This is a genomic window from Pseudomonas sp. NFIX28, from assembly GCF_900107395.1.
Taxonomy (GTDB): domain Bacteria; phylum Pseudomonadota; class Gammaproteobacteria; order Pseudomonadales; family Pseudomonadaceae; genus Aquipseudomonas.
The window spans coordinates 1-22,998 of the sequence record NZ_FNPW01000027.1 but is presented as its reverse complement, the minus strand read 5'-3'; the positions used below and the strand labels follow the sequence as shown (position 1 = coordinate 22,998).

The following is a 22,998-nucleotide window of genomic DNA, read 5'->3' as shown; positions in this document are numbered from 1 at the left end:
ATCGGTGTAGCCGCTGCCGTAGGCTGCGATAGGTCCGCAGGACCTCCAGCGATTTCAGAAGCGGCGCCCGCTTCGCAGTCGATCGCAGCCTCGCGGGGCTCGGCAGCGGCTACAGGTGCTACAGGTGCTACAGGTGATTAATGTACGTGCTCTTCGTGCCCCTGTTCGTGAAAGCCGGCTTGTTCGACCTGGACCGTGACGTGGGAGATGTCGAAGCGCTCGTGCATCAGTTCGGTGACGTCGGCGAGGATCTGCTGTTCACCACGGCGCCCCAGGTCGGCCACCAGATGCGCGCTCATCACGTTCTTGCCGCTGGTCAGGGCCCAGAGGTGCAGGTCATGGACTTCGGTCACCCCGTCGATGGCGCGGATGCCCTGCTCGACCTGGTCGATATCGAGGCCGTCCGGCACGCCTTGCAGCAGCACGTTCATGCTCTCCTTGAGCAACGTCCAGGTGCGCGGCAGCACCCAGAAACCGATGGCCGCGGCCACCAGCGAATCGACCCAGCCCCAGCCGGTGTACATGATTACCAGGGCCGCGACGATCACGCCGAGGGAGCCGAGCATGTCGCTCCACACCTCCAGGTAGGCGCCCTTGACGTTGAGGCTTTCGGCGCTCGCCGAGGCCAGCAGGCGCATGGAAAGCAGGTTGACGATGAGCCCCAGCACTGCGATCAGCAGCATGCCCATGGACTGGATTTCCGTCGGCGCGGACAAGCGCTGCCAGGCCTCGAACAGAATGTAGAAGGCGACCACGAACAACAGGATGGCGTTGAACGCCGCGGCGAGAATCTCGAAACGCGCATAACCGAAGGTGCGCTTGCGATCGGCCGCGCGCTTGCCGACCTGGATCGCCACCAGGGAGATCGCCAGCGCCAGCGCGTCGGTCATCATATGCGCGGCATCGGACAGCAGCGCCAGGCTGCCGGTGATAAAGGCGCCGATCACCTCGGCGATCATGAAACTGCCCGTCAGGCCCAGGGCCATCCATAACTTGCGTTCGTGTCCGGCCCGAACCTGTCCGTGACTGTGCCCTGCGCCCATGAAAAGCCTCCGCCTGTGAAAATCGTCGTGGCTGATGATAGCCGGCCCGGGCGGCGCGCCCCGGCAAAATGACGCAATGCTCACATGGCTGCCATCTGGCGGTTATCTGGCCATAGCCCGAGCGGCGTTCAGCGCCCCAGGCGGGCCATCACCGCGAGCATGTCCGGGCGCCGGGCGGCCCATTCCTCGCGGGTGATGCCGAGCAGCATCACGTCGATGCGCTGGCCGTCCTTCTCGACGTTCTGCCGGCGCACGCCCTCGAGGCTGAAACCGAACTTCTGGTGCAGGCGGATCACCGCCTGGTTCAGCGCCAGCACCTCGCAGTTGAGCTTCGCCAGGCCCACCGCGCCGAAGGCATGGTCAAGCAACCAGAATTCCAGCTGGCTGCCCAGGCCCTTGCCCTGTAAGCCACTGTCCAGGTAGAAGGCCCAGTCGGCGCTCTTGTGCAGGGCGTTGATCGCATTGAGCGAGACCACGCCACAGGCGATTCCCTCTTGCAGCACCACGAACACCGACTGTCGCGGATTGCCCGCCAGCGAGTCGAGCCAGGCGCGGTGTTCGGCCTCGGAAATCTCGTGGGAGGTGTACATGTATTTGCGCACGTCCGGCTGGTTGCGCAACTCGCGAACACGCGCCTGCACCTGTGCACTGGTCTCGAGTATCGGCACTACCTGCATGGCATGGCTCCTGGCCTGAAACGGATGCCGCACAGCCTAGGGGCAACGGCGCCAGGCGGCAATTCAAAAGATCCCGGCGCCCGACGCGGGCTTGCGTCGGCGCAGCCCATGCAGGCCCAGGCAAGCCAGGCTGGTGCCGAACGCTACGATCAACATGCCCTGCGGCGCCTCGCGCTCGCAGCGGCTGTCCAGGCATTCCATGGCGTTGGCGCATTGCGCGATGCACAGTTCCTGGCCATCGAGGGTGCAGCTCAGCAGCGCATCGCGCAGGTAGGTGAAGTGCAGCGTCTGGCCCCGGAGCGGGCCATGGCCGGAGCGCAGATAGGTGATGCCACGAATCACCTTGAGCCGGGTGTATTCGCCGCTGTCCGCGTCCTCTATCAGCATCCCGCCACGGTCGGCGTACAGCACCTTGCCGCTGAGGGATTCGACGTTGGCACCGTCCAGCCCATAGTCGACAAAGTTGAAGATCCACAGATGAAGCAGGGTCATGAACAGGCCAATGGCGAAGGACAGCCACGCCGCCTGCAGCAGCGGTGGCAGCGTGGCGAAATCACGCAGGGAACGAAGGACGGACCGGATCAAGGCAGCTCCCGAAACTGGCGCGTGGACCGCGCGTTTTTTTCGAGAGATTAGCGGGTAATTGAGCCTTGGCTAAGCGCAACTTTCACGAGCATTTAGCCGGTAAAAAGCCGGCTTGGCGGCGAAGGCTCTAGCCCGCGCACGCCGGCGCCTGCAGGTATTTCCGGAGGTGAAAATTTTTCCCCTGTGGGAGCGCTCGCTTGCTCGCGAAAGAGTCTCAGGACCCCGCACAAACCCCAGGCACCGCGCTTCCCGCCGACCTCGGCATGCGCGCCCCGAAATACCCGGCGCTGATTACCCCGACCGCGCCCATCACCGCGCAGTACATCACGCAGATCCACGGGCTCCAGGGCATCAGGCCGATCAGCAGCAAGGGCGTGGTGCTCGCCCACAACGCGTAGGCGATGTTGTAGGTAAAGGAGATGCCGGACACGCGAATTCGCGCCGGAAACAGCCCGACCATCACCGACGGCACCGCGCCCACCACGCCACAGCCGAGGCCGGCGATGGCGTAGGCCAGGCCCACCCAGTCGCCGCCGCTGATCAGGCAGCCATACAGCAGGCCGATCCCCAGCGGCAGCAGCAGGCTGTAGAGCATCACCGTGCGCCAAGCGCCGATGCGGTCGACGACCAGCCCGGCCAGCACGCAACCGATATTCAGGAACACGATGCCCAGGCTGCTCAGGGCGAAGGTGTGGCTGGCGCTCATGCCGAAGGTCTTCTGCATCATGGTCGGGGTAATGACCACGAACACCACCACCGCCGAGGTCAGCACGCAGGTGAGAATCGCCGCCGGCAACAGGGCCAGGCGATGCTCGCGCAGCACGGTGCGCAACGGCAGTTCGGCGGCGCTGTCGCGTTGCTCCTGCATGGCCATGAACACCGGGGTTTCGCTGAGCCAGCGGCGCAGCCAGACGCCGATCACGCCGAACACCCCACCCAGCAGGAACGGATAACGCCAGGCGTGATCGAGGATTTCCGCCGGGGTAAAGAGTTGCGCCAGCAAGGTCGCGGTCAGCGCGCCGATCAAATAGCCGAAGGTCAGCCCGGCCTGCAAAAAGCCCAGGGCGTAACCGCGATGGCCGGCCGGTGCGTGCTCGGCGACGAACACCCAGGCGCTCGGCACTTCACCGCCGACCGCCGCGCCTTGCAGCACCCGCAGCGCCAGCAGCAACAGCGGCGCGAAATAACCGATCTGCGCGTAGGTCGGCATGATGCCGATCAGCAGGCACGGCAGGGCCATCATCAGGATGCTCAGGCTGAACACCTTTTTGCGCCCCAGGCGGTCGGCGAAATGCGCCATGAGAATGCCGCCCAGCGGCCGCGCCAGGTAGCCGGTGACGAAGATCCCGAAGCTCTGCAACAGCCGCAGCCACTCGGGCATTTCCGGCGGGAAAAACAGCTGGCTCAGGGTCAGGGCGAAAAATACGAAGATGATGAAATCGTAGATTTCCAGGGCGCCGCCCAGTGCCGCCAGGCCCAGGGTCTTGTAGTCGGACCGGGAAAACGGCGCCGGCCGCGCATCAGGTGGGAAGGACATAAAGCCACTCGGTATTGGGCAGAATTCAAGGCGCCCATGGTCTACGCAAACGCCGCGAGGGACAACCGCAACACCTTCCTGGGTCGGTTTTTAGGGGTTTGCTGTGCATTGAATCGCCGCCGCGGACGCCAATAATCGGCGACTTTCCCACCCGCGACAGGAACGCCGCCATGAGCATCCATACCCGCAGCAAACGCCTTACAGTGCCGCAACTGGTGGCCATGAAAGGCCAGCAGAAGATCGTCTCCCTGACCGCCTACACCAGCCACATGGCGCGGCTGATGGACCCATTCGTCGACTTCGTGCTGATCGGCGACTCCACGGCCATGGTCGGCTATGGCCGCACCTCGACCCTGGACATGAGCCTGGAGGAAATCATCGGCCACACCCGCGCCGTGGTCGCCAGCACCCGCCTGGCCTGCGTGATCGCCGACATGCCGTTCGGCAGTTTCCAGGAGTCGCCGCAACAGGCCTACCGCAATTGCGCCGAGGTGCTGGCGCGCACCGGCTGTGACGCGCTCAAGCTCGAAGGCGGGCTGGCCATGGCGCCGACCGTGGAGTTCCTGGTGCAGCGCGGGATTCCAGTGATGGCGCATGTCGGCCTGATGCCGCAGTACGTGAATGTCATGGGCGGTTTCAAGGCCCAGGGCCTGAACGACGCCACCGCCCAGGCCATCGAGGCCGACGCCCGCGCCCATCTCGAGGCCGGGGCGTTCAGCCTGCTGCTGGAAGGGGTGGCGGAAAACCTCGCGCGGCGCATCAGCGGCTTCTCGCCGATGCCGACCATCGGCATCGGCGCCTCCCCCGCCTGCGACGGCCAGGTGCTGGTGACCGAGGACCTGCTGGGCCTGGGCGGCCCCCAGGTGCCGCGCTTCGTCAAACAGTACGCCGATGTCGGCGCGCTGATCAGCCAGGCCTGCGAGCAGTTCGCCGCCGAGGTGCGCGACGGCCGCTTCCCCGAGGCGCGGCACTGCTATGGCGTTTGATCGATGGCCCGGGCCAGCCGTTGCACGGCGCCGGCGATGTCCTGGCGCCAATCGAGGGTGAAGCTCAGGCGCAGGTGATGGCGCCACAGGCCCTGCTGGCTGAACATCTGCCCCGGGGCGATGACGATGCCCTGCCCCAGCAATTGCTCATGGACCTGCAGCATATCCACCGCACGCGTGGCCTCGGCCCACAGGGTCGCACCGCCGGCCGGGGTGACCACGCGCAGCTGCGTGGCGGCGTGTTCGGCCAACAGTGCCTGCATCTGGCCCATGCGTTCGCGCAGCAGGCCGCGCAACCGAACCAGGTGCTGATCGACCCGGCCGCTGCCCAGCAGCTTGGCCACGGCCTTCTGGCGGATCGGCGACAGGCGGAACGCGCGCTCGAGAAAATGCCGCTGCAAGCGCGCGCCCTGGCCCCGGCACAACACATAGCTGAAGGGCGCCTCGGAACCGATGACTTTGTCGAAGGTGGAAAACACCAGCAGCCGCTCGGGATCGGCGTAATCGCGATACCGCGCCGGCGCCGGGGAGAAGCAGAACTCGCCATAGCTGTCATTTTCCAGCAGCCAGATGCCGCGCTCTCCCAGCCAGCGGCACAGCTGCTGTTTGTCCTCTGCGGGCATCAGGCTGCCGTGGGGCGAATTCAGGGTCGAGGACAGCAGCGCCAGGCGCACCGGTTCGCGCTGCAGCACCTCCTGCAAGCGCTGACGGTCGAAGCGCCCTTGGACGTCCAGCGGCAGCTCGATCACGCGGATCTTCGCCGCCTGCAATTGCCGCAGGATCGCCCAGGAACAAGGCGACTCCACCAGGGCGACGCCGCCGTTCAGCTCCAGGGCATCGAGCGACAACGCCAGCACCGCGCGCAGGTCAGTGCCGAGAAACACTTGCTCGGCGTGCCAGTAATCCGTGGTCGAGCGGGTGTAGCGCTCGGCCAGCGCGCTGCGCAATTGCGCGTCGCCAAACGGCTGGTACAGCGGCGCCTGGGAACGCGGGTACTGGCGCACCAGTTCGCGCTCGATCATCAACAGGGGGTTGTCCAGCGACAGCAGCATCGCCGGGGCGTCGCTGCTCAGCGCCAGCATTCCCGGCTGGCGGGCGCAGGCGTAGACCTTGTCCGGCAGGCCCGCATCCGGCGCCAGTCCCGCGGGCGGCACCGGACGGCTGAAGTAGCCCTGCTTGGGCCGGGCGTAGATCCGTCCCTCGTCTTCGAGCAAACCGTAGGCGTACTTGGTGGTGGAGACCGAGACCTTGAGGCGCTGGGCCAGGGCGCGCAATGACGGCAGGCGCTGCTCGGCCGCGCTGGCACTGTCCAGCCACTCCACCAGGTAGCGGTAGACGGCCTGGTAGGCGAAAGGCGTTTCGCGGCTCACCGCTTCAGGCGCCCTTGGCCAAGGCAATCGCCGCCTGGATCGCCGCGCGGGCCTGGGGGCTGTTTTGCCAGCAACTGGAACCGACCAGGGCCGAGGCCCGGGTGACGATGTCCAGGGCATTGGCCTGGGCCAGCCGGGCGAGGGAATCGATGCTCAGTTGTTCGAGGCGGGCGACCACGGTTTCGCCGACACCCTTGATCTTCAGCAGCGCCTGGCGTTCTTCGAGTGGAAATGGCATGTACTTCAATCCTTTGCAGTGCCGACCGATTGCCGCATTCTTGCACAGTTTTTCGGTCGCCCCAGCCGGCGATCGACCTCCTGACAACCATAAAAAAGACTTGAGGTACTGACGTGTCCACAGACATTGAAGACAGCCGTTCCGCCCGCTTTGCCCTGCGCTGCTCGAACTGGGCCGAGCGCTGGTTCCCCGACTCCTGGGTATTCGCCGCGCTGGCGGTGGTCATCGTCGCGCTGGCGACCATGGCCATGGGCGCCAAGCCCACCGACGCCGCCAAGGCCTTCGGCGACGGCTTCTGGAGCCTGATCCCCTTCACCATGCAGATGGCCTTCGTGGTCATCGGCGGGTATGTGGTCGCCAGCTCGCCGCCGGCGGTGAAGCTGATCGACAAGCTGGCGCGCATCCCGAAAAACGGCCGTTCCGCCGTGGCCTGGGTGGCGCTGATTTCCATGGTCGCGTCCTTGCTCAACTGGGGCCTGTCCCTGGTGTTCGGCGGCTTGCTGGTGCGGGCCCTCGCCCGGCGGACCGAGTTGCGCATGGACTACCGCGCCGCCGGCGCCGCGGCCTACCTGGGCCTGGGTGCGGTCTGGGCCCTGGGCCTGTCTTCGTCCGCGGCGCAATTGCAGGCCAACCCGGGCAGCCTGCCGCCGTCGATCCTGTCGATTACCGGGGTGATTCCGTTCACCCAGACCATCTTTCTCTGGCAGTCCGGCGTGTTGCTGCTGGCCTTGATCCTGGTCTCGCTGGTCATCGCCTACGCCACCGCGCCCGGCCCGAACTCGGCGCGCGATGCCAAGGCCTGCGGTATCGACCCGAGTTTCAGCATGCCCAAGCCGCAACCGCGCACCCGCCCCGGCGAGTGGCTGGAATACAGCCCGCTGCTGACCATTTTGCTGGCCTTGCTGGCGGCCGGCTGGCTCTATCACGAATTCGCCACCAAGCCGGCGATCACCGCGATTTCCGGGCTCAATACCTACAACTTCCTGTTCCTGATGGTCGGCGCGCTGCTGCACTGGCGCCCGCGCAGCTTCCTCGAAGCCGTGGCCCGCGCCGTGCCGACCACCACCGGGGTGCTGATCCAATTCCCGCTGTACGGCTCCATCGCGGCCTTGCTGACGGTGGTCAAGGGCATCGACGGCCAGAGCCTGGCCCACCACATCTCGACCTTCTTCGTGCAGATCGCCTCCCACGACACCTACGCGCTGCTGATGGGCATCTACTCGGCGGTGCTGGGCTTCTTCATTCCATCGGGCGGCGGCAAGTGGATCATCGAGGCGCCCTATGTGATGCAGGTGGCCAATGACCTGCAATATCACCTGGGCTGGGCTGTGCAGATCTACAACGCCGCCGAGGCGCTGCCGAACCTGATCAACCCCTTCTATATGCTGCCGCTGCTGGGGGTGCTGGGGCTCAAGGCGCGGGACCTGATCGGCTTCTCCTTCGTCCAGTTGCTGGTGCACACGCCGCTGGTGCTGGTGCTGCTGTGGGCCCTGGGCACCACGTTGAGCTATATGCCGCCGGTGGCGCCGTAACCTTGGTAAACCGCTCGCTCCCCTGTCGGAGCGAGCTTGCTCGCGACCGGCCGCAGGCCGAGGGTGCCCCGCATGCCGTCATCGCGGGCCAGCCTCGTGCCTACAGAAGTAGCCCTACACGCTTTCCAGATTTTCCTTATGACTCTCTAAGCCAGATCCCAGAGCCTTTTCTGTAGTCTTTGCGTCATATTCGGTTGCTACCTTGCAGCCGAAATATTTTGTTACGAACTGACGAGCAGGCAATCCGGCATGAGCGACGAACACTCGAAAGACGCAGGGCATTCCCCGGGCACCGAACCACTTGCCGACACCAGCCGCCGACGTTTTCTCGGCGGCATGGCGGTGCTGGGTGTCGGCGCCACGCTCAGCGCCTGCGGCCACAACGAACAGGCAGCAGGCAAGCCGCTGGAGCGCTCGCTGTCGCCCGCCGAGCTGGACCGGGCGTTGCGCGACAACGTGAAGAACATCGTGGTGATCTTTGCCGAGAACCGCAGCTTCAATAATCTGTTCGCCGATTTCCCCGGGCTGGAAAAACCGCTCTCGGCCCTCAAGCCCGCCGACTATCGGCAACGCGACCGCGACGGCAACCTGCTGCAGACCTTGCCACCGGTCTGGGGCGGCATCGCCCAGGTCGGCCCCCAGGCCCTGGATGGCGTGACCTATCCGGTCGGCACCCAATATCAGCAACACCTGCCCAACGCGCCCTTCGCCCTCAAGGGCCCCGATGGCGAAGACCTGCCCCTGAGCCTGGTCACCCGCGACCTGTGGCACGTGTTCTACCAGAACCAGATGCAGATCAACGGCGGCAGGAACGATGGTTTCGTCGCCTGGGCCGACTCCGGCGGCCTGCCCATGGGTTACTACGCGCAGAGCCGCTACGGGTTGCGGCTGTGGGATGTGGCCCGGGAATTCGTGCTGTGCGACAACTTCTTCCAGGGCGCCTTCGGCGGCTCGTTTCTCAACCACCAATACCTGATCAGCGCCACCGTGCCGTTTTATCCGGATGCGGCCAATTCGGTGGCCAAGCCGCAGATCGCCACCCTGCAAAGCGACGATCCGCAGGACAACCGTCTCAAGCCACTGGAGCAGTCCCCGGCCAGCGCCATGAGCGGCCCGCCGCAATTCGGCCCGAGCCTGCTGACCCCGGATGGCTACGCGGTCAACACCATGGCCCCGCCATATTGGCCGACCTGGATCCGCGACCCGCAGCGCCCGGCCTATGCCAAGGCCGACCTGCCCAACGTGCTGGTGCCGCAACACCACGACACCATCGGCGACAAGCTCTCGCGCAAGGACATCGACTGGGCCTGGTACGCCGGCGCCTGGCAGGTCACGCTCGACGCCTACAAGGACTCGGCGGGTATCCCGAAGATTCCCAACTTCCAGTACCACCACCAACCGTTCAACTATTTCGCGCAGTTCGGTCCCGAGCATCCCAATGAACGCAGCCACCACTTGCGTGACGGCGGCCTGGGCGACGAGTCGAGCAGCAACCGCTTCCTCGCCGATGTCGAGGCCGGCAAATTGCCGCCTGTGGCGTTCTACAAACCCCAGGGCAACCTCAACATGCACGCCGGTTACGCCGATGTGGCCGCGGGCGACCGGCATATCGCGCGCGTCCTGAAGGTGCTGCGCGAAAGCCCGCAGTGGCAGAACATGGTGGTGATCGTCACCGTCGATGAAAACGGCGGCTGGTGGGACCACGTCGCCCCGCCCAAGGGCGACCGCTGGGGGCCGGGTACGCGCATCCCGGCGCTGGTGGTGTCACCGTTCGCGCGCAAGGGCACGGTGGACCATACGGTGTACGACACCGCGTCGATCCTGCGGCTGATCACCCGGGTGTTCCAGCTGGAACAGCTCGACGGCCTCAAGCAACGGGACGAGGCAATGATCGCCCGCGGGCAGGCGCCCATGGGTGACCTGAGCAATGCCCTGCATTTCCCCGCCTGAGTGACGACAGCGGCCGCCCAGGCGGCCGTTCGCTGGCGTGGAAAAACATTTATTCCACCCTTTTCCTTGTCACCCGCTACTGTTTTAGTACGGAACCGACCTCGCACAGACGAGGCCAACGCTGACAAGGAGCCAAGCATGTTGAAACTCGCAGGATTATCCCTACCCTTCGTTTTATCCGCCCTGACCCTGGGCAGCCTGACGCTGAGCGCTGCGGCCCAGGCCGACGTCGACCTGAAGCTGGGCAACACCCAGCGTGTCACCCAGCTGTTCGCCTACCCCAACAATTGCAACGTGATCTGCTATCGCAACTGGACGCTGGAACAGACCGTCGAGCATTACCTGACCCAAAGCGTGCAGCGCGATGGCTACAGTGCCGCCAAGGTCACGGTGAAGACCGACAACAACCAGCTGTATGCCAGCATCAGCGGTGTCCCGCAGGGCTATGACAAGCCGCTGACCGCCCTGCTGGATGCCGGCGACCTGGCCTACCAGGGCGCCAGCAAACTCAGCAGCGACGGCAAATGGGCCTATAGCTGGTACCTGTTCCTGCCCCTGGGCATGGCCCTGGAGAACCGCAAGAGCGTCGAGCTGCTGCACTTCCCGCCGGACTACTCGCTGACCCGCGCCCAGGACTACCTGGAGTCGGCCACCACCGACCGCTGGGCCACCCTGCTCACCACCAATGGCATTCCGGCCGAACAGACGCCGGGCTACCAGACCATCATCGACATTGCACCGATCGCCGCCCCCGCCAGCGCCGGCAAGGACCTGGAAGGCGTCTACGGCTACTTCCAGGACTACCAGACCACCATGGTCAAGCAGGTCAGCCAGAACGCCAGCGGCGCGGCCTTGCCAATGGTCGCGTTCGGCGCGCCGGTACGTAACTGGATCAAGCAGCAGTACGGCCCGACCGTGAATGTGCTGGGCCTGGCGCAGATCAGCCCGAGCGCGGGGCTCAAGGTGCCGGTGCTGGGCTCCAACCACCCGAGTTATATCTGGTACGCGGCAGACCCGGAGAACTACGACGGCGACCAGGCCAAAGCCGATGCGGCTGGCTTGAAGGTGATGGGACAGGACCTGAGCGCTGCCTGCTGGCAGGCCGGGATGGGCAGCAAACCGGGCAGCGACCCGGCGGCGCAGCTCAAAAGCTGCACGCAGAATTGGCAGGAGACCAACAAGGAGCAGACCTGCGTGCTGTTCTACACCTCGATCCGCGAGCTGACGCCCGAGCAGGCCCAGGCCAAGTGCGCCACCACGCTGGTGAAGACTCAACTTCAACAATTGAAGGCGCCGGCGCCGTCGATGACTGCCCAGACGCCGCATATCTGACAGCGGCGCGCGCGGCAAGGGCTGCACCCCGATCGCCAACGAGCCCGCGTCTACAGGAGATGGACCTTCCTGTAGACGCGGGCTCGTTGGCAATGGGCTTTCAGGGCTTGAGCGTCAAACCGCCCCGACCGGACGCAGGCGATACTGCGGTGGCAGTTGCTCGAAACCGCTGATGGTCGCGTTCAGGCTCTTCCAGCGACCGTCCTTGATGCCATAGATGCAACCGTGGATCGACAGGCTCTGCCCGCGATGCCAGGCGTTTTGCACAATGCTGGTGTGGCCGACGTTGGCCACTTGCTGGATCACGTTCAGCTCGCAGAGGCGGTCGACCCGCTCCTCCTCGGTGGCCAGTTGCCCCAGCGCTTCGCGATGTTCGTAATACAGGTCGCGAATCGAGCGCAGCCAACCATCGATCAGGCCCAGCTGGCGATCCTGCATCGAGGCGCGCACACCGCCACAGCCATAATGACCGGTGACCAGGATGTGTTTGACCTTGAGCACGTCCACCGCGTACTGGATTACCGACAGGCAATTAAGGTCGGTATGCAGCACCACGTTGGCCACATTACGGTGTACGAACAGATCCCCGGGAAGCATGCCGACGATCTCGTTGGCCGGTACGCGGGCGTCCGAACAGCCGATCCACAGGTATTCCGGCGTTTGCTGGCGGGCCAGCTTGGAGAAGAAGTCAGGATCTTCCTGCTTGATCGCTTCCGCCCAACGCTCGTTGTTATCAATCAGGTCTTGTAGTTCGTTCATGCTGTGAAACCTCAGGATTGATGCGTTGCTTTGACAGACGACCGTCTATCGGGGTCACGCACGTCTACGCAGATACCGCTTATCCAGCCTTTTGAATCTTGAAAGACCCGATAGGTCCAACTTTTAAGCCCAAAAGTATGAGCCACCGTCATGACTGAATCACGACGTCCCTTTGGCGCGCCTCAGCCCGAACCCATCGATGACAACGAAGACCGCATGGGTTCCATGGAAGAGCTGGATTTCGATGAAGAAGAACCCGCCACCAGGGTCGGCGACCCTGTGTCCACACCTGCGGAACATCGTACCCCTGGCAGGCACTCCCATGGCCCCGGCCTGACCGACAACGCTGGCGATGAGCCCAACGACGATGAGCTGACGCCGGAAAACCTGATCCGCGAAGACGGCGCCCGCTCCCCCCGCGAAGCCGGGGAAGACCGGCCGGCCGACTGGGATCTGAGCATTGTCGATGAAGACGACATCGGTGGCGGCAATGGCCTGGACGAAGCCGAACTGGCCCGCCGCGACCCGCTGGATGGCAAACGCTGATGCCCGTCTTTAACAACTGTAGGAGCGAGGCTTGCCCGCGATAGCGGTGTGTCAGGCAAATTGCTATCGCGGGCAAGCCTCGCTCCTACGATAACGTACGTCGTCAATCGACCAGGGTGCAGGCCATCACCAGCGCATCTTCGCGGCCACCTGTCGCCGGGTAGTAATCACGGCGGCGGCCGACTTCGTTGAAACCATAACGCTCGTACAGGCGATACGCAGTCTGGTTGCTGGAGCGCACCTCGAGGAAGCATTCGCGCGCGTCTTTCTGGTAGGCGCGCTTCATCAGTTCTTCCAGCAGGCGCAGGCCCAGGCCGCGGCCCTGGCTTTCCGGCTTGACGGTGATATTGAGCAGATGGGCTTCGTCGATGATCACCTGGATCACCCCGTGGCCGACCTGCTGGCTGCCTTCGAACATCAGCCAGACTTCATAGGACTTCAGGGCGTCGGTGAAAATGCCACGGGTCCAGGGATGGCTGAACGCCGCGTATTCGATTTTCAGGATGGCATCCAGGTCCGCCTCGGTGGCCTGGCGGAACGATAAAGCGTCACTCATTGCTACTTTTCCAACGCGCCATCAGCCGACGCATGGCTTGCCAGACATCAGCCTTACGCTGTGGCTCTTCCATTAATAGTTCCAGCCCCGGCAACGCCCAGGCCGAGCCCAGGCCTTCGACCTGGAGCTCACGGTTGTAGGATTGCGCATCGGCCTCGCCAGCGAAACGCACCGCCGGCAGACCAATCAGCCACAGGCAGACGCAGGGCTCTTCTTCGACCCGCGCGCCGACAAAGGCCTGGACGAAATCGCGCGCCGCTTCCGGCCCCTGGTCGAGGTTGCCGCGGGTCAGCATCGGCCAGCGCACCGGCTCGGCGAGGATCTGCGGGCTGTCCGGCAGGCCGGCGGCACGCAGCATGTCCTTGAGCAGCAGATAGGCCGGGTCGCGGCTCTGGAAGGCTTCGCCTGTGGGTAACTCCACCAGCAGCAGGCACCGGCCGGCGCGCAGCAACTGCAGGGCGAAACGCGGCGGCGGCACGGGCGCGGCCTTGACCGGCGCTGGAGCCTCCTCGGCATCGACCACGGGTTTGCTGACCGGACGAACGGCAGTGCTACCGGGACGCGGCACTTCGATTTTCGCTCGCTCGGCAGGCTTGGCCACAGGCTCGGCCGCCGTTTTTGCCACAGGAACCGGCGCTGCCGGGGCCTCGACCACGGGCTCGGCAATCACCAGCAACTCGGGACGGGATGGCGCCGCAAAGGGCAATTCGGTGCGCGGCAGCCAGCTGACCACCTGCATGGCGGACAGATAAGCGCGACGGCGGGACTCGATAAGCAAAGGTCGGCCACTTGTGGATAACTGAAGTGGGGGGATTCTACCGTCCTTCGCCGAAGATCGCCCGCAGTTGATTCGTCACAAAAACACCGGTCCATCCCCTGATAAGACCGAGGGGTGAATCGTCAGCCTTCCGATGCAGTACAATCGCCGCTTTTAATTGCCAACCAGCCGGCCATTCCGATGATCGAACCCAAGCGCGTGTTGCGCGCCCTCGCCGAACACTGGGCACTTCTGGAGCCACTGTGCGAGCACTTCGACCAAGGCACCCTGAGCCTCGCCGAACTGCGTTCACAGCTGGCCACACAGCAAATTGACAGTACGCCACAGGACATCACCAGCCTGCTGGACGTGTGGATCCGCCTGGACATCCTGGTTCCGGTGGCGAAAAGCCCGAACCGTTTCGAGCTCAACGCGCAGATCCACGACTTCCTCGCCTACCTGCGGCGCGAACACCGCCTGGGCCTGTGCCTGGAAATCGAAGCCTACCTGCGCCACCTCGAACGCCTCGCCGGTTACATCCAGGACGCCTTCGACATCCGCGACGGCCATGACCTGGCCCGCCAGCTGCGCTTGCTCGACATGCGCGTGCGCGACGTGCTGAAAAAGCTCGCCAACGACGAACAGGCCCTGGTGGCCGTCGCCGAACGGGCCAAGACCAGCGACCGGCAGATTCCCCTGCGCCAGCGTTACGCCGAGGTGCTGGCCACCTGGGACGAATACGTCGAGCCGATGATCCAGCTGGTGAACGCCGACGGCGCTTTCGAACAAGGCGTGCGCAAGGTCGAGAATGTCCTGCTGCGCATGCTCACCGAACAGCAGCGCCTGGGCCAACTGGTGGACGACGACATGCTGCTGCGCACCCATGCGCGGATCCTGGAAATGCAGACCAGCGCCCAGCTGACCCTGCGTCACGCCCGGGAACTGCTGCTGCCGCTGCGCGAAGAAGCCCGCCGGCACAACGCCGTGACCCGCGGCGCGGCCCTGGCCTTGTCGGCCATCCGCCGCAAGGGCATCGATGCCGTGCCGCAAGCGGCCATGCCGCTGTTCACTCGCCCGCAAAGCACCTTCCTCGGCAGCTCCGGCCAGGTCGAGGCCTATGTTTATGCCCTGGCCAGCTTCGAACCGAAGCCGACGCGCTTTCCCAAGGCGCACAAGTCTCAAAAAGGTGGCGCTGCGCCACGAGCGCCGCGCACGGTCCGCGAAATGCTCGATCGCTGCGAAGACGCGCTGCCGATGCCAGACCTGATGACCTGGCTGCTGGAGCAGGAACCGGACGGCGCCACCGACGAGCTGCTGTATTGGTTCTCCCGCCTGTCGCGGGAAAAACGCTTCAAGCGCGAGCGACTGGAACGCCGCGACTACCACACCCACGAGCACCAGGTCAGCCTGCGCTCCTTCGCCCTGCTCTCGGCCCGCGACGACCTGCCTGAGAATTCTGCGAGCACTCCACATGCATCTTGATCTTTCCGAACTGTCCCAGCTGGCGCCGATCTTTCGCGAGCTGTTCAAGGGTTATCACATCAGCCGCCGCGACCCGGAGCTGTATTCCCAACTGTCGAACTTCCAGGACCAGTACCGCGCGCTGTTCAAGGCCCTGGGCTTCGAGCTGGTCTGCGATACCCGCGGCTTCTACTACTTCGTGCCGGAGAACGCCGCCGCCCAGGTGAACAAGACCGCCCAGCGCCTGGCGCTGTTCACCTTTATCCTGGTGGAGCACCTGGCCGACCAGGGCCGCGACCCGGTCGCCGTGCTCGACGGCGGCAGCATCGCTCGCGACGAACTGCCGTCCATGCTGGAGAAGTACCGCGACCTGTTCATCCAGGCCGAAGTGCAGACCCACGAAGAACTGGAAGAAAAAATCATGCGCCGCATGACCCAACTGGGTTTCGCCGGCGAGGAACCAGGCATCTACCGCTTCCTGCCGCCGATGCACCGTTTCCTCGATGTGTGCCTGTCGGTGCAGCAGGACCGCGACCTGGCCGCCAGCCTGCACAGCGTGCTGCCGTTGCCGACGCCGGTGCTGATCGACGAAGACAGCGACGAAAAACTGCTGCAGACCGACGACCCGCTGGACCTCAGCGAATTCACCGAATCCCAGGAAAGTGAAGAGGACGCACTGGCCCGCGCCATTGCCGAAGAACAGGAGCTCGACGCATGAGCAAGGAACGCTACGGCATCCGCCGCTTTGCCCTTTTGAACACCGCCGGCTACAGCCTGGGCCTGTTCCCGCTGGAAGAACCGCTGTCGGTCTATGGCGCGAACAACCTCGGCAAGTCCGCTTCGATCAACGCCCTGCAGTTCCCGATCCTGGCGCGCATGTCGGACATGAGCTTCGGCAAGTACAGCCTGGAACAATCGCGGCGTTTCTACTTCGCCACCGATACCAGCTACATCCTGGTGGAGGTCTCCCTGCCCCATGGCCCGCACGTGATCGGCGTGGCCGGGCGCGGTCCGGGCGGCAGTTTCGGTCACCAGTTCTTCGCCTATGCAGGTTCGCTGGACCTGGCGCACTACCAGAAAGACGACACCTGCCTGCGCCAGAAAGAACTGTTCACCAACCTCGAGCGCCATGGCCTGAAGGCCTATGAACTCAAGCCGGATGAACTGCGCCGCCTGCTGGTGGGCGGGCATACCTCGATTCCGCTGGACCTGACCCTGATTCCGCTGCGCTCCACCAGCGAGCAGAGCCTGAAGACTTTCCGCGCGTTGTTCATCAACCTGCTGCACATGCGCGAAATCACCGCGGCCAAGCTCAAGCAGCTGTTCCTCGATGCCTTCGAGCACAGCCTGCGCTCGGGCAGCGTCGACTATATCGCCGCCTGCGAAGAAGCCTTCCGTGACGTGCGCCGCATGGAGCAGGACTACAACTCGCTGGTGGCTGCCGGCCCCTTGGTGGAAGCCCTGGCCAACGGCGTGAAGCAGCGCGACATCTTGCGCGGCAAGCTGCATCGCCTGTCGCCATTGCTCGATTCGCTGCTGGGTACCTGGTCCGACTACGCCAGTGCGCGCAAGGAAGAGCTGACCATCCAGGCCGAGCACTACCGCAACGAGCAGGACGCGCTGCAGAACGACCAGCGCAGCAGCACCCAGGAAATGATGCGCCTGGAACGGGAAATCACCGGCACCCAGCGCTGGCTCGGCGAGTTGTCGGTGCTCAAGCATCGTTTCGCCCTGGTGGACGACGTCAAGGTCCTGGAACAGCAACTGATGGCGGCCAAGGATGCCCACGACGAACTGGCCGGCGCCCTGGCCCAGTCCCGGCAGTTCTCCGCCGAAGACCTGGAAGAACGCCTGCGGGATCTGGAAAAACGCCTGAAGTCGGTCAAGCAACAGCTCGATAACGCCGACAACAACAGCTATGCGCGCCTGCGCGAAGAGTTCTCTCAGCAGGACGTCGAGCGCCTGATGCGCCTGTTCAACAGCCAACTGTTCAGCCTGCCGCTGGGCGAGCACGGCATTGCTTTGGACGAGAACGGCGACTGGGTCAAGTCCGTGGAACTGATCCTCGATGGTTTCAAGGGCGAGCGCTTCGAAGTGCCTGGCCTGTCCATCGACATTTCCCACATCGAGCCGCCGGCCTTGCAGGCCCTGGCGGACCGCGCGGCCTTGCGCGACCAGAAAGAGCGCCTGGACAAAGAACTCAAGCAGCTGAAAACCCAGGCCGCGGTGGCCGCCGACCGCGCCGCGAGCAAGACCCAGACCGAAGCGCTGTACCAGCAGGTGCTAGATGCGCAGAAAGCCCTGGAAGATTTCCGCCGCGCGCAGACCCTGAGCGCCGAGGAAGGCGAGAAGCTGGAGCAACTGGCGCAGATGGAAGCCGCGCAGGACGAGCTCAAGCGCTCCAGCGACGCCTTTACCGAACGCGTCCAGCAGCTGTCGGCCAAGCTGCAACTGGTGGGCCGGCAGATCAGCGACATGGAAGCCAAGCAACGCACCCTCGACGACGCCCTGCGTCGCCGCCAACTGCTGCCGGCGGACTTGCCGTTCGGCACGCCGTTCATGGAGCCGGTCGACGATTCCATGGACAACCTGCTGCCGCTGCTCAACGACTACCAGGACAGCTGGCAGGGCCTGCAGCGGGTCGATGGCCAGATCGAAGCGCTTTACGCCCAGGTGCGCCTCAAGGGCGTGGCCAAGTTCGACAGCGAAGACGACATGGAGCGCCGCCTGCAACTGTTGATCAACGCTTATGCGCACCGCACCGACGAAGCCCTGACCCTGGGCAAGGCGCGTCGCGCGGCCGTTACCGATATCGCCCGGACCCTGCGCAACATTCGCAGCGACTACGACAGCCTCGAGCACCAGCTGGCGCTGTTCAACCGCGAGATCAACAAGCGCCAGGTGTCCAACCTGCAGAGCTTCCGTATCGTGCTCGCGCCGAACAAGGAAGCCCTCAAGCACATCGACCAGATCATCCACAGCGCCGGCCAGTACGAAGAAGGCGAGACCTTGTCGGTGTTCGACCTGAGCCAGAGCACCGAACAGGACAACAAGAACGAGGAGGCCAAGGAATACCTGGCCCGCCTGGTCGCGGCCAACCACAACCAGCTGGGCCTGAAGGACCTGTTCGAGTTGGCGTTCGAGATCACCAAGGTCCATGGCCAGCCGGTGATCCACACCGATATCGATGGCGCGGCGTCCAACGGCACCACCATGACCATCAAGGCGCTGACCAACATGTACTTGTTGCTGCACTTGATGGATCGCGAACAGGCCGGGCGCATCCGCCTGCCGTACTACCTCGATGAGGCCGCGGACATCGACGAGAAGAACCAGGCAGCGCTGCTGGAAACCAGCCTGCAGCTGGGTTTTGTGCCGATCCTGGCCAGTGTGAAGCCGCAGGTGTCGGCCCAGGTCGCCATCGACCTGGAAGGCGGCAGCGGCCCGAACGGTATCTACATCGACGAGTCGGACTGGAAGTACATCCGCCGTCACGATCAGGTCAAGGCCACCCTGAACGTCGAGCCGGAAGCCGAAGCGGAACTGGACGAGGTGTAACTCGCCCAACGCCGTAAAACAAAAAGGCCGTGATCTTTCGATCACGGCCTTTTTTGTTTGCGCAGGAACGAGGCTACTTGGCCAACGGGATTTTCGGCGCCCAGGTCAGCCACTCGTCCTCGAACTTGTCGAACAACGCGAAGGTCTGTTCCGGCCGCGCCGGGTTGCCCATGCGCTCGCCATCTGGCGTGGCAAAGGCGATACCGCCCTGGATCAAGGTTTCCAGCGACTCGGTACGCACGGTCGCGCCCTTGAACAGGCCAATGTCGATACCGAACCCGCTGCTGTTCCAGAAACGCGTGCCGCTGCGCACCAGCGGCGCATACTTCGGCTCGATCAGGATATGGATCAACACCCGATCGGCAGTCTGGCCCAGCTCGTAGCCCGTGACCTTGCCCACCGTTACCTCGCGATAAGTCACCGGCACACCGACCTTCAGCGAGCCGCGGCGCGCGGCGCTCAACACCAGGCTCAGGCCGGCCTCGGCGACCGCGGTTTCCGGTGGCTGGGGCAAGGCGACAAAACTGGTCTGTGCGCCAAGGTTCTTCGGCGCCGGTTGCACTTCGATGTACTGCCCGGTCACCAGGGTTTCCAGGTTGGCGGTCTTGATCAAGCCGAGCTCCGGCTTGACCACCCAGAACTGGCTGCCGACCCGGGCAATACGTTCCGGCACCTCAGTGATCCGCGCCTTGAGCAGCACCGATTGCAGATCGCTGCTGAGGTCGACGTCCTCGACCTTGCCAACATCCAGCCCCTTGAAGCGGATAGGCGTCCCCGAGCGCAGGCCGTCGGCCCGGTCGACCTTGATACTGATCAGGGTGCCTTTCTGTGTCGCCTGCTCCTTGTCGGTGTACAGGCGGAAGCGCGGAATGCGTTTTTTCAGTGGCACATTGGGCTCTGGCGTATCGAAGGCGATACCGCCGGCCATCAGGCTTTGCAGCGACTCGCTCTTGACCTGGATGCCCCCCGTCAGGCCACCGGTCAAGGTGACGCCGCTGGCGTTCCAGAAACGCGTCGAGCCATTCACCAGCCCTTCGTATTCCTTCTCGATGTGCACACCGATGACCAACTGCTTGCGGGTCCGCGAAAACTGGTAGCTCTGCACCGAGCCGACCTTGACCTGCTTGTACAGAATCGGGCTGCCCACCTCCAGCGAACCGAGGTTTTCGGTGAACAGCACCAGATGCAGGCCAGGGGAGCGCAGGTCCAGCGGCGGTGCCTTGGGGCGTGCCTCATATTCGCGCTGCGGAGCGCCGCCCTTGTCGCCGGGACGCACCGCGATGTAGTTGCCTTTCACCAGCGCTTCCAGGCCGGTGATGCCCGCCAGGGAGATAGAAGGCTTGACCACCCAGAATTGCGTGCCTTGCACCAGGTAATCCTCGGCCAATGGGTCCAGGGTCAGTTCCGCCGTGGCGCTGGACAGATCCGGGTCGACCTTGAGGGCCTTCAGGTTACCGACCTGGATTCCCTTGTACATGACCGGCGTCCGGCCTGCCTGGAGCCCTTCGAAGTCACTCAGCTTGACCTTGACGCGGATGCCCGCCTGCGCCGCATCGAAGTCCTCGTAGAGACGGAACGGCAGGCTCGGATCGGTGGGTGGGCTGTCCCTGCGGTTTTCCGGGGTGGCAAAGGCGATACCGCCGGCGACGATGCTGGCCAGGGATTCGCTACGCACTTTCACCCCCGACAGGTTGGCATCGATGCTGATGCCGCTGGCATTCCAGAAGCGTGTGTGTTTGCGCACCAGGTTGGCGTAGGTCGGCTCGATAAAGACTTTGACCTCGACCGTGTTCTGGTCTTCGGACAGCAGGTAGCTTTTCACCTGCCCCACCTGGATCTGCTTGTAGAACACCGGGCTGCCACGATTCAGCGACCCCAGGCGATCCGCCTTGATGGTCAGGTGCAGGCCCGGTTTGACATCCGATAACGGCGGTTCTTCGACCAGCGCCTTGAACTTGCGCGCCGGCTCGCCTTCGCCGGGACTGATGGCGATGTAGTTACCGGAAACCAGCGTCTCCAGGCCGGTGATCCCGGCCAGGGTCACGCTCGGCTTGACCAGCCAGAAGCGGGTGCTGCTTTTCAGGTACTGCTGGACGTCCTTGTTCATCTCGACGGTGGCAATGACCCCTTTGGTATTGCCTTCGTCGTCCAGGGCCAAGGCCTTGACCTTGCCCACCGACATCCCTTTGTAGACCACCTCGGTCTTGTTGGCCTGGATACCCTCGCCGCTTTCAAAACGCACCTGGATCTCGATGCCGGTCTGGCTGTAGGCACGCCAGCCCAGCCATCCGCCAATCACCAGCGCGATCAGGGGCAGGACCCAGATGGCCGACCAGTTCGAAGCCGGACGGGTTTTAGCTGTAGGCAAATCACTCATTGTCGTCGTCCGACTCCGTGTTATCCCAGATCAGTCGGGGATCAAAAGTTACCGCGGCGAGCATCGTCAGAATCACCACGCTGGCAAACGCCACAGCACCGAGATTGGCCTCGATACTGGCAAGCCGACCGAAGTTCACCACCGCCACGAGGATGGCGATCACAAAGATGTCCAGCATCGACCAGCGACCGATGAACTCGATAAAGCGGTACATCAAAATGCGTTGCTGTGCCGATAGCGGCTGATGGCGCTGGACCGAAAACAGCAGCAGGGCAATCCCCACCAGCTTGAAGGTGGGCACCAGGATACTGGCGATGAACACCACCGCGGCAATCGGGATCATGCCGTGCTGCACCAACTGGACCACCCCGGACATGATGGTGCTGGGATCGCCCTGGCCGAGCGATGTCACCGTCATGATCGGCAGAACGTTGGCTGGGACATACAAGATCGCCGCAGTAATCAGCAGCGCCCAGGTGCGCATAATGCTGTTGGGACGACGAGCATGTACCAAGGCTCCGCAGCGGGTGCAGGTCTGCACTTCGGTATCGGGTTCCTGCTTGTTCAATTCATGGCATTCGTTACAAACCAGAATGCCCGCATCAAGCGCCCTCATGCGCATCCTCCCCGGCCAAGGCATCCCATATCTGATGGGGTGACATGACCACCTCCAGCCACACCTGAACCAATAGCATGCTGATAAAACACACCAGCCCCAGGCCGACGGTCATGGCTGCCAGGTCTGCCAATTTGACGATGGCGACCAAGACGCCCATCAGGTAGACCTCGAGCATGCCCCAGTCCCGCAAGTGGTGATAAATGCGATAAAGCAGCAATCCGTAACTGCGCCCCGTGTCCAGGCGGATGCTTAAAAGCACGAGCAACTGGCAGACCAGCTTGAGCAATGGAATGCCCATGCTGCAGAGAAACACCACCACCGCCACGCCCTGCATATCGGTATTGAACAAACCGACGACGCCGCTCCATACCGTGTCCTCGGAAGATTGTCCGAGCAAATTGAGTTGCATGATGGGTAAAAAGTTCGCGGGGACGTAGAGCAACAACGCGGCAATAACCAATGCCAGGCTGCGATCCACGACGTTATGGCGATGTGCGTACAGCTCATAACCACAGCGGGGACACTGGGCTTTTTCTCCGTGGGCCAACTCTGGCTTGCGCATCAGCAAGTCACATTCGTGGCAGGCCACCAGCTCGTCCAGTGGCAGCTCCGACAGCCCAGGGGCGTCAACCGTATCTGACATATAAGGCTCAGGCTCTGAAAAGGCGTGCGGCTATTCTAGAGGTCCATCCCGAAAATAACTGTGCAAAATTGTTTGGAGATAAGAGCGTATTTTCTGCGCGCAAAAACAAAACCCCAACTGCCTTCGCAATTGGGGTTTCGGAATTTAATCTTGACGATGACCTACTCTCACATGGGGAAACCCCACACTACCATCGGCGATGCATCGTTTCACTTCTGAGTTCGGGATGGGATCAGGTGGTTCCAATGCTCTATGGTCGTCAAGAAATTCGGTGTGCCGACTCGTCTTTCAACGCTTCGGCAAATTGGGTATGCGATAGTTTGTGTGTTGTGCGAACTTTCGGTTCATTGCGTCTTCACACACCGCAATCTGGCTTCTTAAGCGCAAATTGCTTGGGTGTTATATGGTCAAGCCTCACGGGCAATTAGTATTGGTTAGCTCAACGCCTCACAGCGCTTACACACCCAACCTA

20 protein-coding genes and 1 rRNA gene are annotated in these 22,998 nt (G+C 63.5%); 8 read left to right on the top strand and 13 right to left on the bottom strand.

Annotation, left to right across the window (positions count from 1 at the left end; all coding sequences use genetic code 11):
• Positions 1-137 precede the first annotated feature (137 nt).
• The 4 genes from BLV20_RS29980 to BLV20_RS29965 all read right to left on the bottom strand — a co-directional run bounded on the left by BLV20_RS29980 (position 138) and on the right by BLV20_RS29965 (position 3,842).
• Positions 138-1,043 carry a cation diffusion facilitator family transporter gene (locus BLV20_RS29980; RefSeq protein ID WP_092305976.1) on the bottom strand — a complete coding sequence of 302 codons (906 nt, stop codon included), beginning with the start codon at positions 1,041-1,043 and terminating at the stop codon, positions 138-140.
• A gap of 128 nt (positions 1,044-1,171) precedes the next feature.
• Positions 1,172-1,720 (bottom strand): UDP-4-amino-4,6-dideoxy-N-acetyl-beta-L-altrosamine N-acetyltransferase, encoded by a 549-nt coding sequence (gene pseH / locus BLV20_RS29975; RefSeq protein ID WP_092305975.1) that lies wholly within the window; start codon positions 1,718-1,720, stop codon positions 1,172-1,174.
• A gap of 63 nt (positions 1,721-1,783) precedes the next feature.
• Positions 1,784-2,305, bottom strand: coding sequence for a hypothetical protein (locus tag BLV20_RS29970; RefSeq protein ID WP_256577917.1), 522 nt, complete (start codon positions 2,303-2,305; stop codon positions 1,784-1,786).
• Positions 2,306-2,519: 214 nt separating this feature from the next.
• The gene (locus BLV20_RS29965) at positions 2,520-3,842 is read right to left on the bottom strand and encodes an MFS transporter (protein WP_092305974.1); all 1,323 of its coding nucleotides are present in this window, start codon (positions 3,840-3,842) and stop codon (positions 2,520-2,522) included.
• 170 nt (positions 3,843-4,012) lie between these two features.
• On the opposite strand from BLV20_RS29965, the gene panB reads away from it, so the two are divergent.
• Complete coding sequence (gene panB, locus BLV20_RS29960; protein ID WP_092305973.1) at positions 4,013-4,828, top strand: 3-methyl-2-oxobutanoate hydroxymethyltransferase; 816 nt, start codon at positions 4,013-4,015, stop codon at positions 4,826-4,828.
• On the opposite strand, the gene BLV20_RS29955 is transcribed toward panB, so the two are convergent.
• Both BLV20_RS29955 and BLV20_RS29950 read right to left on the bottom strand, forming a co-directional pair.
• Positions 4,816-6,198: an aminotransferase-like domain-containing protein gene (locus BLV20_RS29955; RefSeq protein ID WP_092305972.1), complete on the bottom strand. Its 1,383-nt coding sequence runs from the start codon at positions 6,196-6,198 to the stop codon at positions 4,816-4,818. The genes panB and BLV20_RS29955 overlap by 13 nt on opposite strands.
• Positions 6,199-6,202: 4 nt before the next feature.
• Complete coding sequence (locus BLV20_RS29950; RefSeq protein WP_092305971.1) at positions 6,203-6,436, bottom strand: Pathogenicity locus; 234 nt, start codon at positions 6,434-6,436, stop codon at positions 6,203-6,205.
• A 113-nt stretch (positions 6,437-6,549) separates the two neighbouring features.
• On the opposite strand from BLV20_RS29950, the gene BLV20_RS29945 reads away from it, so the two are divergent.
• The 3 genes from BLV20_RS29945 (at position 6,550) to BLV20_RS29935 (ending at position 11,250) form a co-directional block, all read left to right on the top strand.
• On the top strand, positions 6,550-7,968 hold the full coding sequence (locus tag BLV20_RS29945; protein WP_092305970.1) for a short-chain fatty acid transporter: 1,419 nt from the start codon (positions 6,550-6,552) through the stop codon (positions 7,966-7,968).
• Positions 7,969-8,217: 249 nt separating this feature from the next.
• Positions 8,218-9,918, top strand: coding sequence for an acid phosphatase (locus tag BLV20_RS29940; RefSeq protein WP_092305969.1), 1,701 nt, complete (start codon positions 8,218-8,220; stop codon positions 9,916-9,918).
• A 138-nt stretch (positions 9,919-10,056) separates the two neighbouring features.
• Complete coding sequence (locus tag BLV20_RS29935; protein WP_092305968.1) at positions 10,057-11,250, top strand: hypothetical protein; 1,194 nt, start codon at positions 10,057-10,059, stop codon at positions 11,248-11,250.
• Between the two features lie 114 nt (positions 11,251-11,364).
• On the opposite strand, the gene can is transcribed toward BLV20_RS29935, so the two are convergent.
• Positions 11,365-12,009: a carbonate dehydratase gene (gene can / locus BLV20_RS29930; RefSeq protein ID WP_092305967.1), complete on the bottom strand. Its 645-nt coding sequence runs from the start codon at positions 12,007-12,009 to the stop codon at positions 11,365-11,367.
• Between the two features lie 150 nt (positions 12,010-12,159).
• Between can and BLV20_RS29925 the strand changes: the two genes are divergently transcribed.
• Positions 12,160-12,555 (top strand): serine kinase/phosphatase, encoded by a 396-nt coding sequence (locus BLV20_RS29925; RefSeq protein WP_092305966.1) that lies wholly within the window; start codon positions 12,160-12,162, stop codon positions 12,553-12,555.
• 103 nt (positions 12,556-12,658) lie between these two features.
• Here BLV20_RS29925 and rimI read toward each other — a convergent pair whose 3' ends face one another.
• Positions 12,659-13,111: a ribosomal protein S18-alanine N-acetyltransferase gene (gene rimI, locus BLV20_RS29920; RefSeq protein WP_009045633.1), complete on the bottom strand. Its 453-nt coding sequence runs from the start codon at positions 13,109-13,111 to the stop codon at positions 12,659-12,661.
• Positions 13,104-13,889, bottom strand: coding sequence for an energy transducer TonB (locus BLV20_RS29915; protein WP_092305965.1), 786 nt, complete (start codon positions 13,887-13,889; stop codon positions 13,104-13,106). The genes rimI and BLV20_RS29915 overlap by 8 nt, the downstream gene beginning before the upstream one ends.
• A 180-nt stretch (positions 13,890-14,069) precedes the next feature.
• On the opposite strand from BLV20_RS29915, the gene mksB reads away from it, so the two are divergent.
• From mksB to mksF, 3 genes are read left to right on the top strand one after another with little or no spacing between them, the layout of a single operon-like run.
• The gene (gene mksB, locus BLV20_RS29910; RefSeq protein ID WP_175540286.1) at positions 14,070-15,350 is read left to right on the top strand and encodes an Mks condensin complex protein MksB; all 1,281 of its coding nucleotides are present in this window, start codon (positions 14,070-14,072) and stop codon (positions 15,348-15,350) included.
• The gene (gene mksE, locus BLV20_RS29905; protein ID WP_092305963.1) at positions 15,340-16,047 is read left to right on the top strand and encodes an Mks condensin complex protein MksE; all 708 of its coding nucleotides are present in this window, start codon (positions 15,340-15,342) and stop codon (positions 16,045-16,047) included. Before mksB ends, mksE begins: the two co-directional genes overlap by 11 nt.
• Positions 16,044-18,887 carry an Mks condensin complex protein MksF gene (gene mksF, locus BLV20_RS29900; RefSeq protein ID WP_092305962.1) on the top strand — a complete coding sequence of 948 codons (2,844 nt, stop codon included), beginning with the start codon at positions 16,044-16,046 and terminating at the stop codon, positions 18,885-18,887. The genes mksE and mksF overlap by 4 nt, the downstream gene beginning before the upstream one ends.
• Before the next feature lie 73 nt (positions 18,888-18,960).
• On the opposite strand, the gene BLV20_RS29895 is transcribed toward mksF, so the two are convergent.
• The 4 genes from BLV20_RS29895 to rrf form a co-directional block, all read right to left on the bottom strand.
• Positions 18,961-21,264, bottom strand: coding sequence for a PqiB family protein (locus BLV20_RS29895; RefSeq protein ID WP_092305961.1), 2,304 nt, complete (start codon positions 21,262-21,264; stop codon positions 18,961-18,963).
• Positions 21,257-21,880, bottom strand: a complete 624-nt coding sequence (locus tag BLV20_RS29890) for a paraquat-inducible protein A (RefSeq protein ID WP_092305960.1) — start codon at positions 21,878-21,880, stop codon at positions 21,257-21,259. The genes BLV20_RS29895 and BLV20_RS29890 overlap by 8 nt, the downstream gene beginning before the upstream one ends.
• Positions 21,867-22,526 (bottom strand): paraquat-inducible protein A, encoded by a 660-nt coding sequence (locus tag BLV20_RS29885; RefSeq protein ID WP_092305959.1) that lies wholly within the window; start codon positions 22,524-22,526, stop codon positions 21,867-21,869. Before BLV20_RS29885 ends, BLV20_RS29890 begins: the two co-directional genes overlap by 14 nt.
• 148 nt (positions 22,527-22,674) lie before the next feature.
• Positions 22,675-22,790 (bottom strand): 5S ribosomal RNA (gene rrf / locus BLV20_RS29880).
• Between the last annotated feature and the right edge of the window lie 208 nt (positions 22,791-22,998).

Bases quoted from the DNA above. Each gene is read 5' to 3' on its own strand.
- BLV20_RS29980 (WP_092305976.1), bottom strand. From the start codon at position 1,043: ATGGGCGCAGGGCACAGTCACGGACAGGTTCGGGCCGGACACGAACGC.
- pseH (WP_092305975.1), bottom strand. From the start codon at position 1,720: ATGCAGGTAGTGCCGATACTCGAGACCAGTGCACAGGTGCAGGCGCGT.
- BLV20_RS29965 (WP_092305974.1), bottom strand. From the start codon at position 3,842: ATGTCCTTCCCACCTGATGCGCGGCCGGCGCCGTTTTCCCGGTCCGAC.
- panB (WP_092305973.1), top strand. From the start codon at position 4,013: ATGAGCATCCATACCCGCAGCAAACGCCTTACAGTGCCGCAACTGGTG.
- BLV20_RS29950 (WP_092305971.1), bottom strand. From the start codon at position 6,436: ATGCCATTTCCACTCGAAGAACGCCAGGCGCTGCTGAAGATCAAGGGT.
- BLV20_RS29940 (WP_092305969.1), top strand. From the start codon at position 8,218: ATGAGCGACGAACACTCGAAAGACGCAGGGCATTCCCCGGGCACCGAA.
- BLV20_RS29935 (WP_092305968.1), top strand. From the start codon at position 10,057: ATGTTGAAACTCGCAGGATTATCCCTACCCTTCGTTTTATCCGCCCTG.
- can (WP_092305967.1), bottom strand. From the start codon at position 12,009: ATGAACGAACTACAAGACCTGATTGATAACAACGAGCGTTGGGCGGAA.
- BLV20_RS29925 (WP_092305966.1), top strand. From the start codon at position 12,160: ATGACTGAATCACGACGTCCCTTTGGCGCGCCTCAGCCCGAACCCATC.
- rimI (WP_009045633.1), bottom strand. From the start codon at position 13,111: ATGAGTGACGCTTTATCGTTCCGCCAGGCCACCGAGGCGGACCTGGAT.
- mksB (WP_175540286.1), top strand. From the start codon at position 14,070: ATGATCGAACCCAAGCGCGTGTTGCGCGCCCTCGCCGAACACTGGGCA.
- mksE (WP_092305963.1), top strand. From the start codon at position 15,340: ATGCATCTTGATCTTTCCGAACTGTCCCAGCTGGCGCCGATCTTTCGC.
- mksF (WP_092305962.1), top strand. From the start codon at position 16,044: ATGAGCAAGGAACGCTACGGCATCCGCCGCTTTGCCCTTTTGAACACC.
- BLV20_RS29895 (WP_092305961.1), bottom strand. From the start codon at position 21,264: ATGAGTGATTTGCCTACAGCTAAAACCCGTCCGGCTTCGAACTGGTCG.
- BLV20_RS29890 (WP_092305960.1), bottom strand. From the start codon at position 21,880: ATGAGGGCGCTTGATGCGGGCATTCTGGTTTGTAACGAATGCCATGAA.
- BLV20_RS29885 (WP_092305959.1), bottom strand. From the start codon at position 22,526: ATGTCAGATACGGTTGACGCCCCTGGGCTGTCGGAGCTGCCACTGGAC.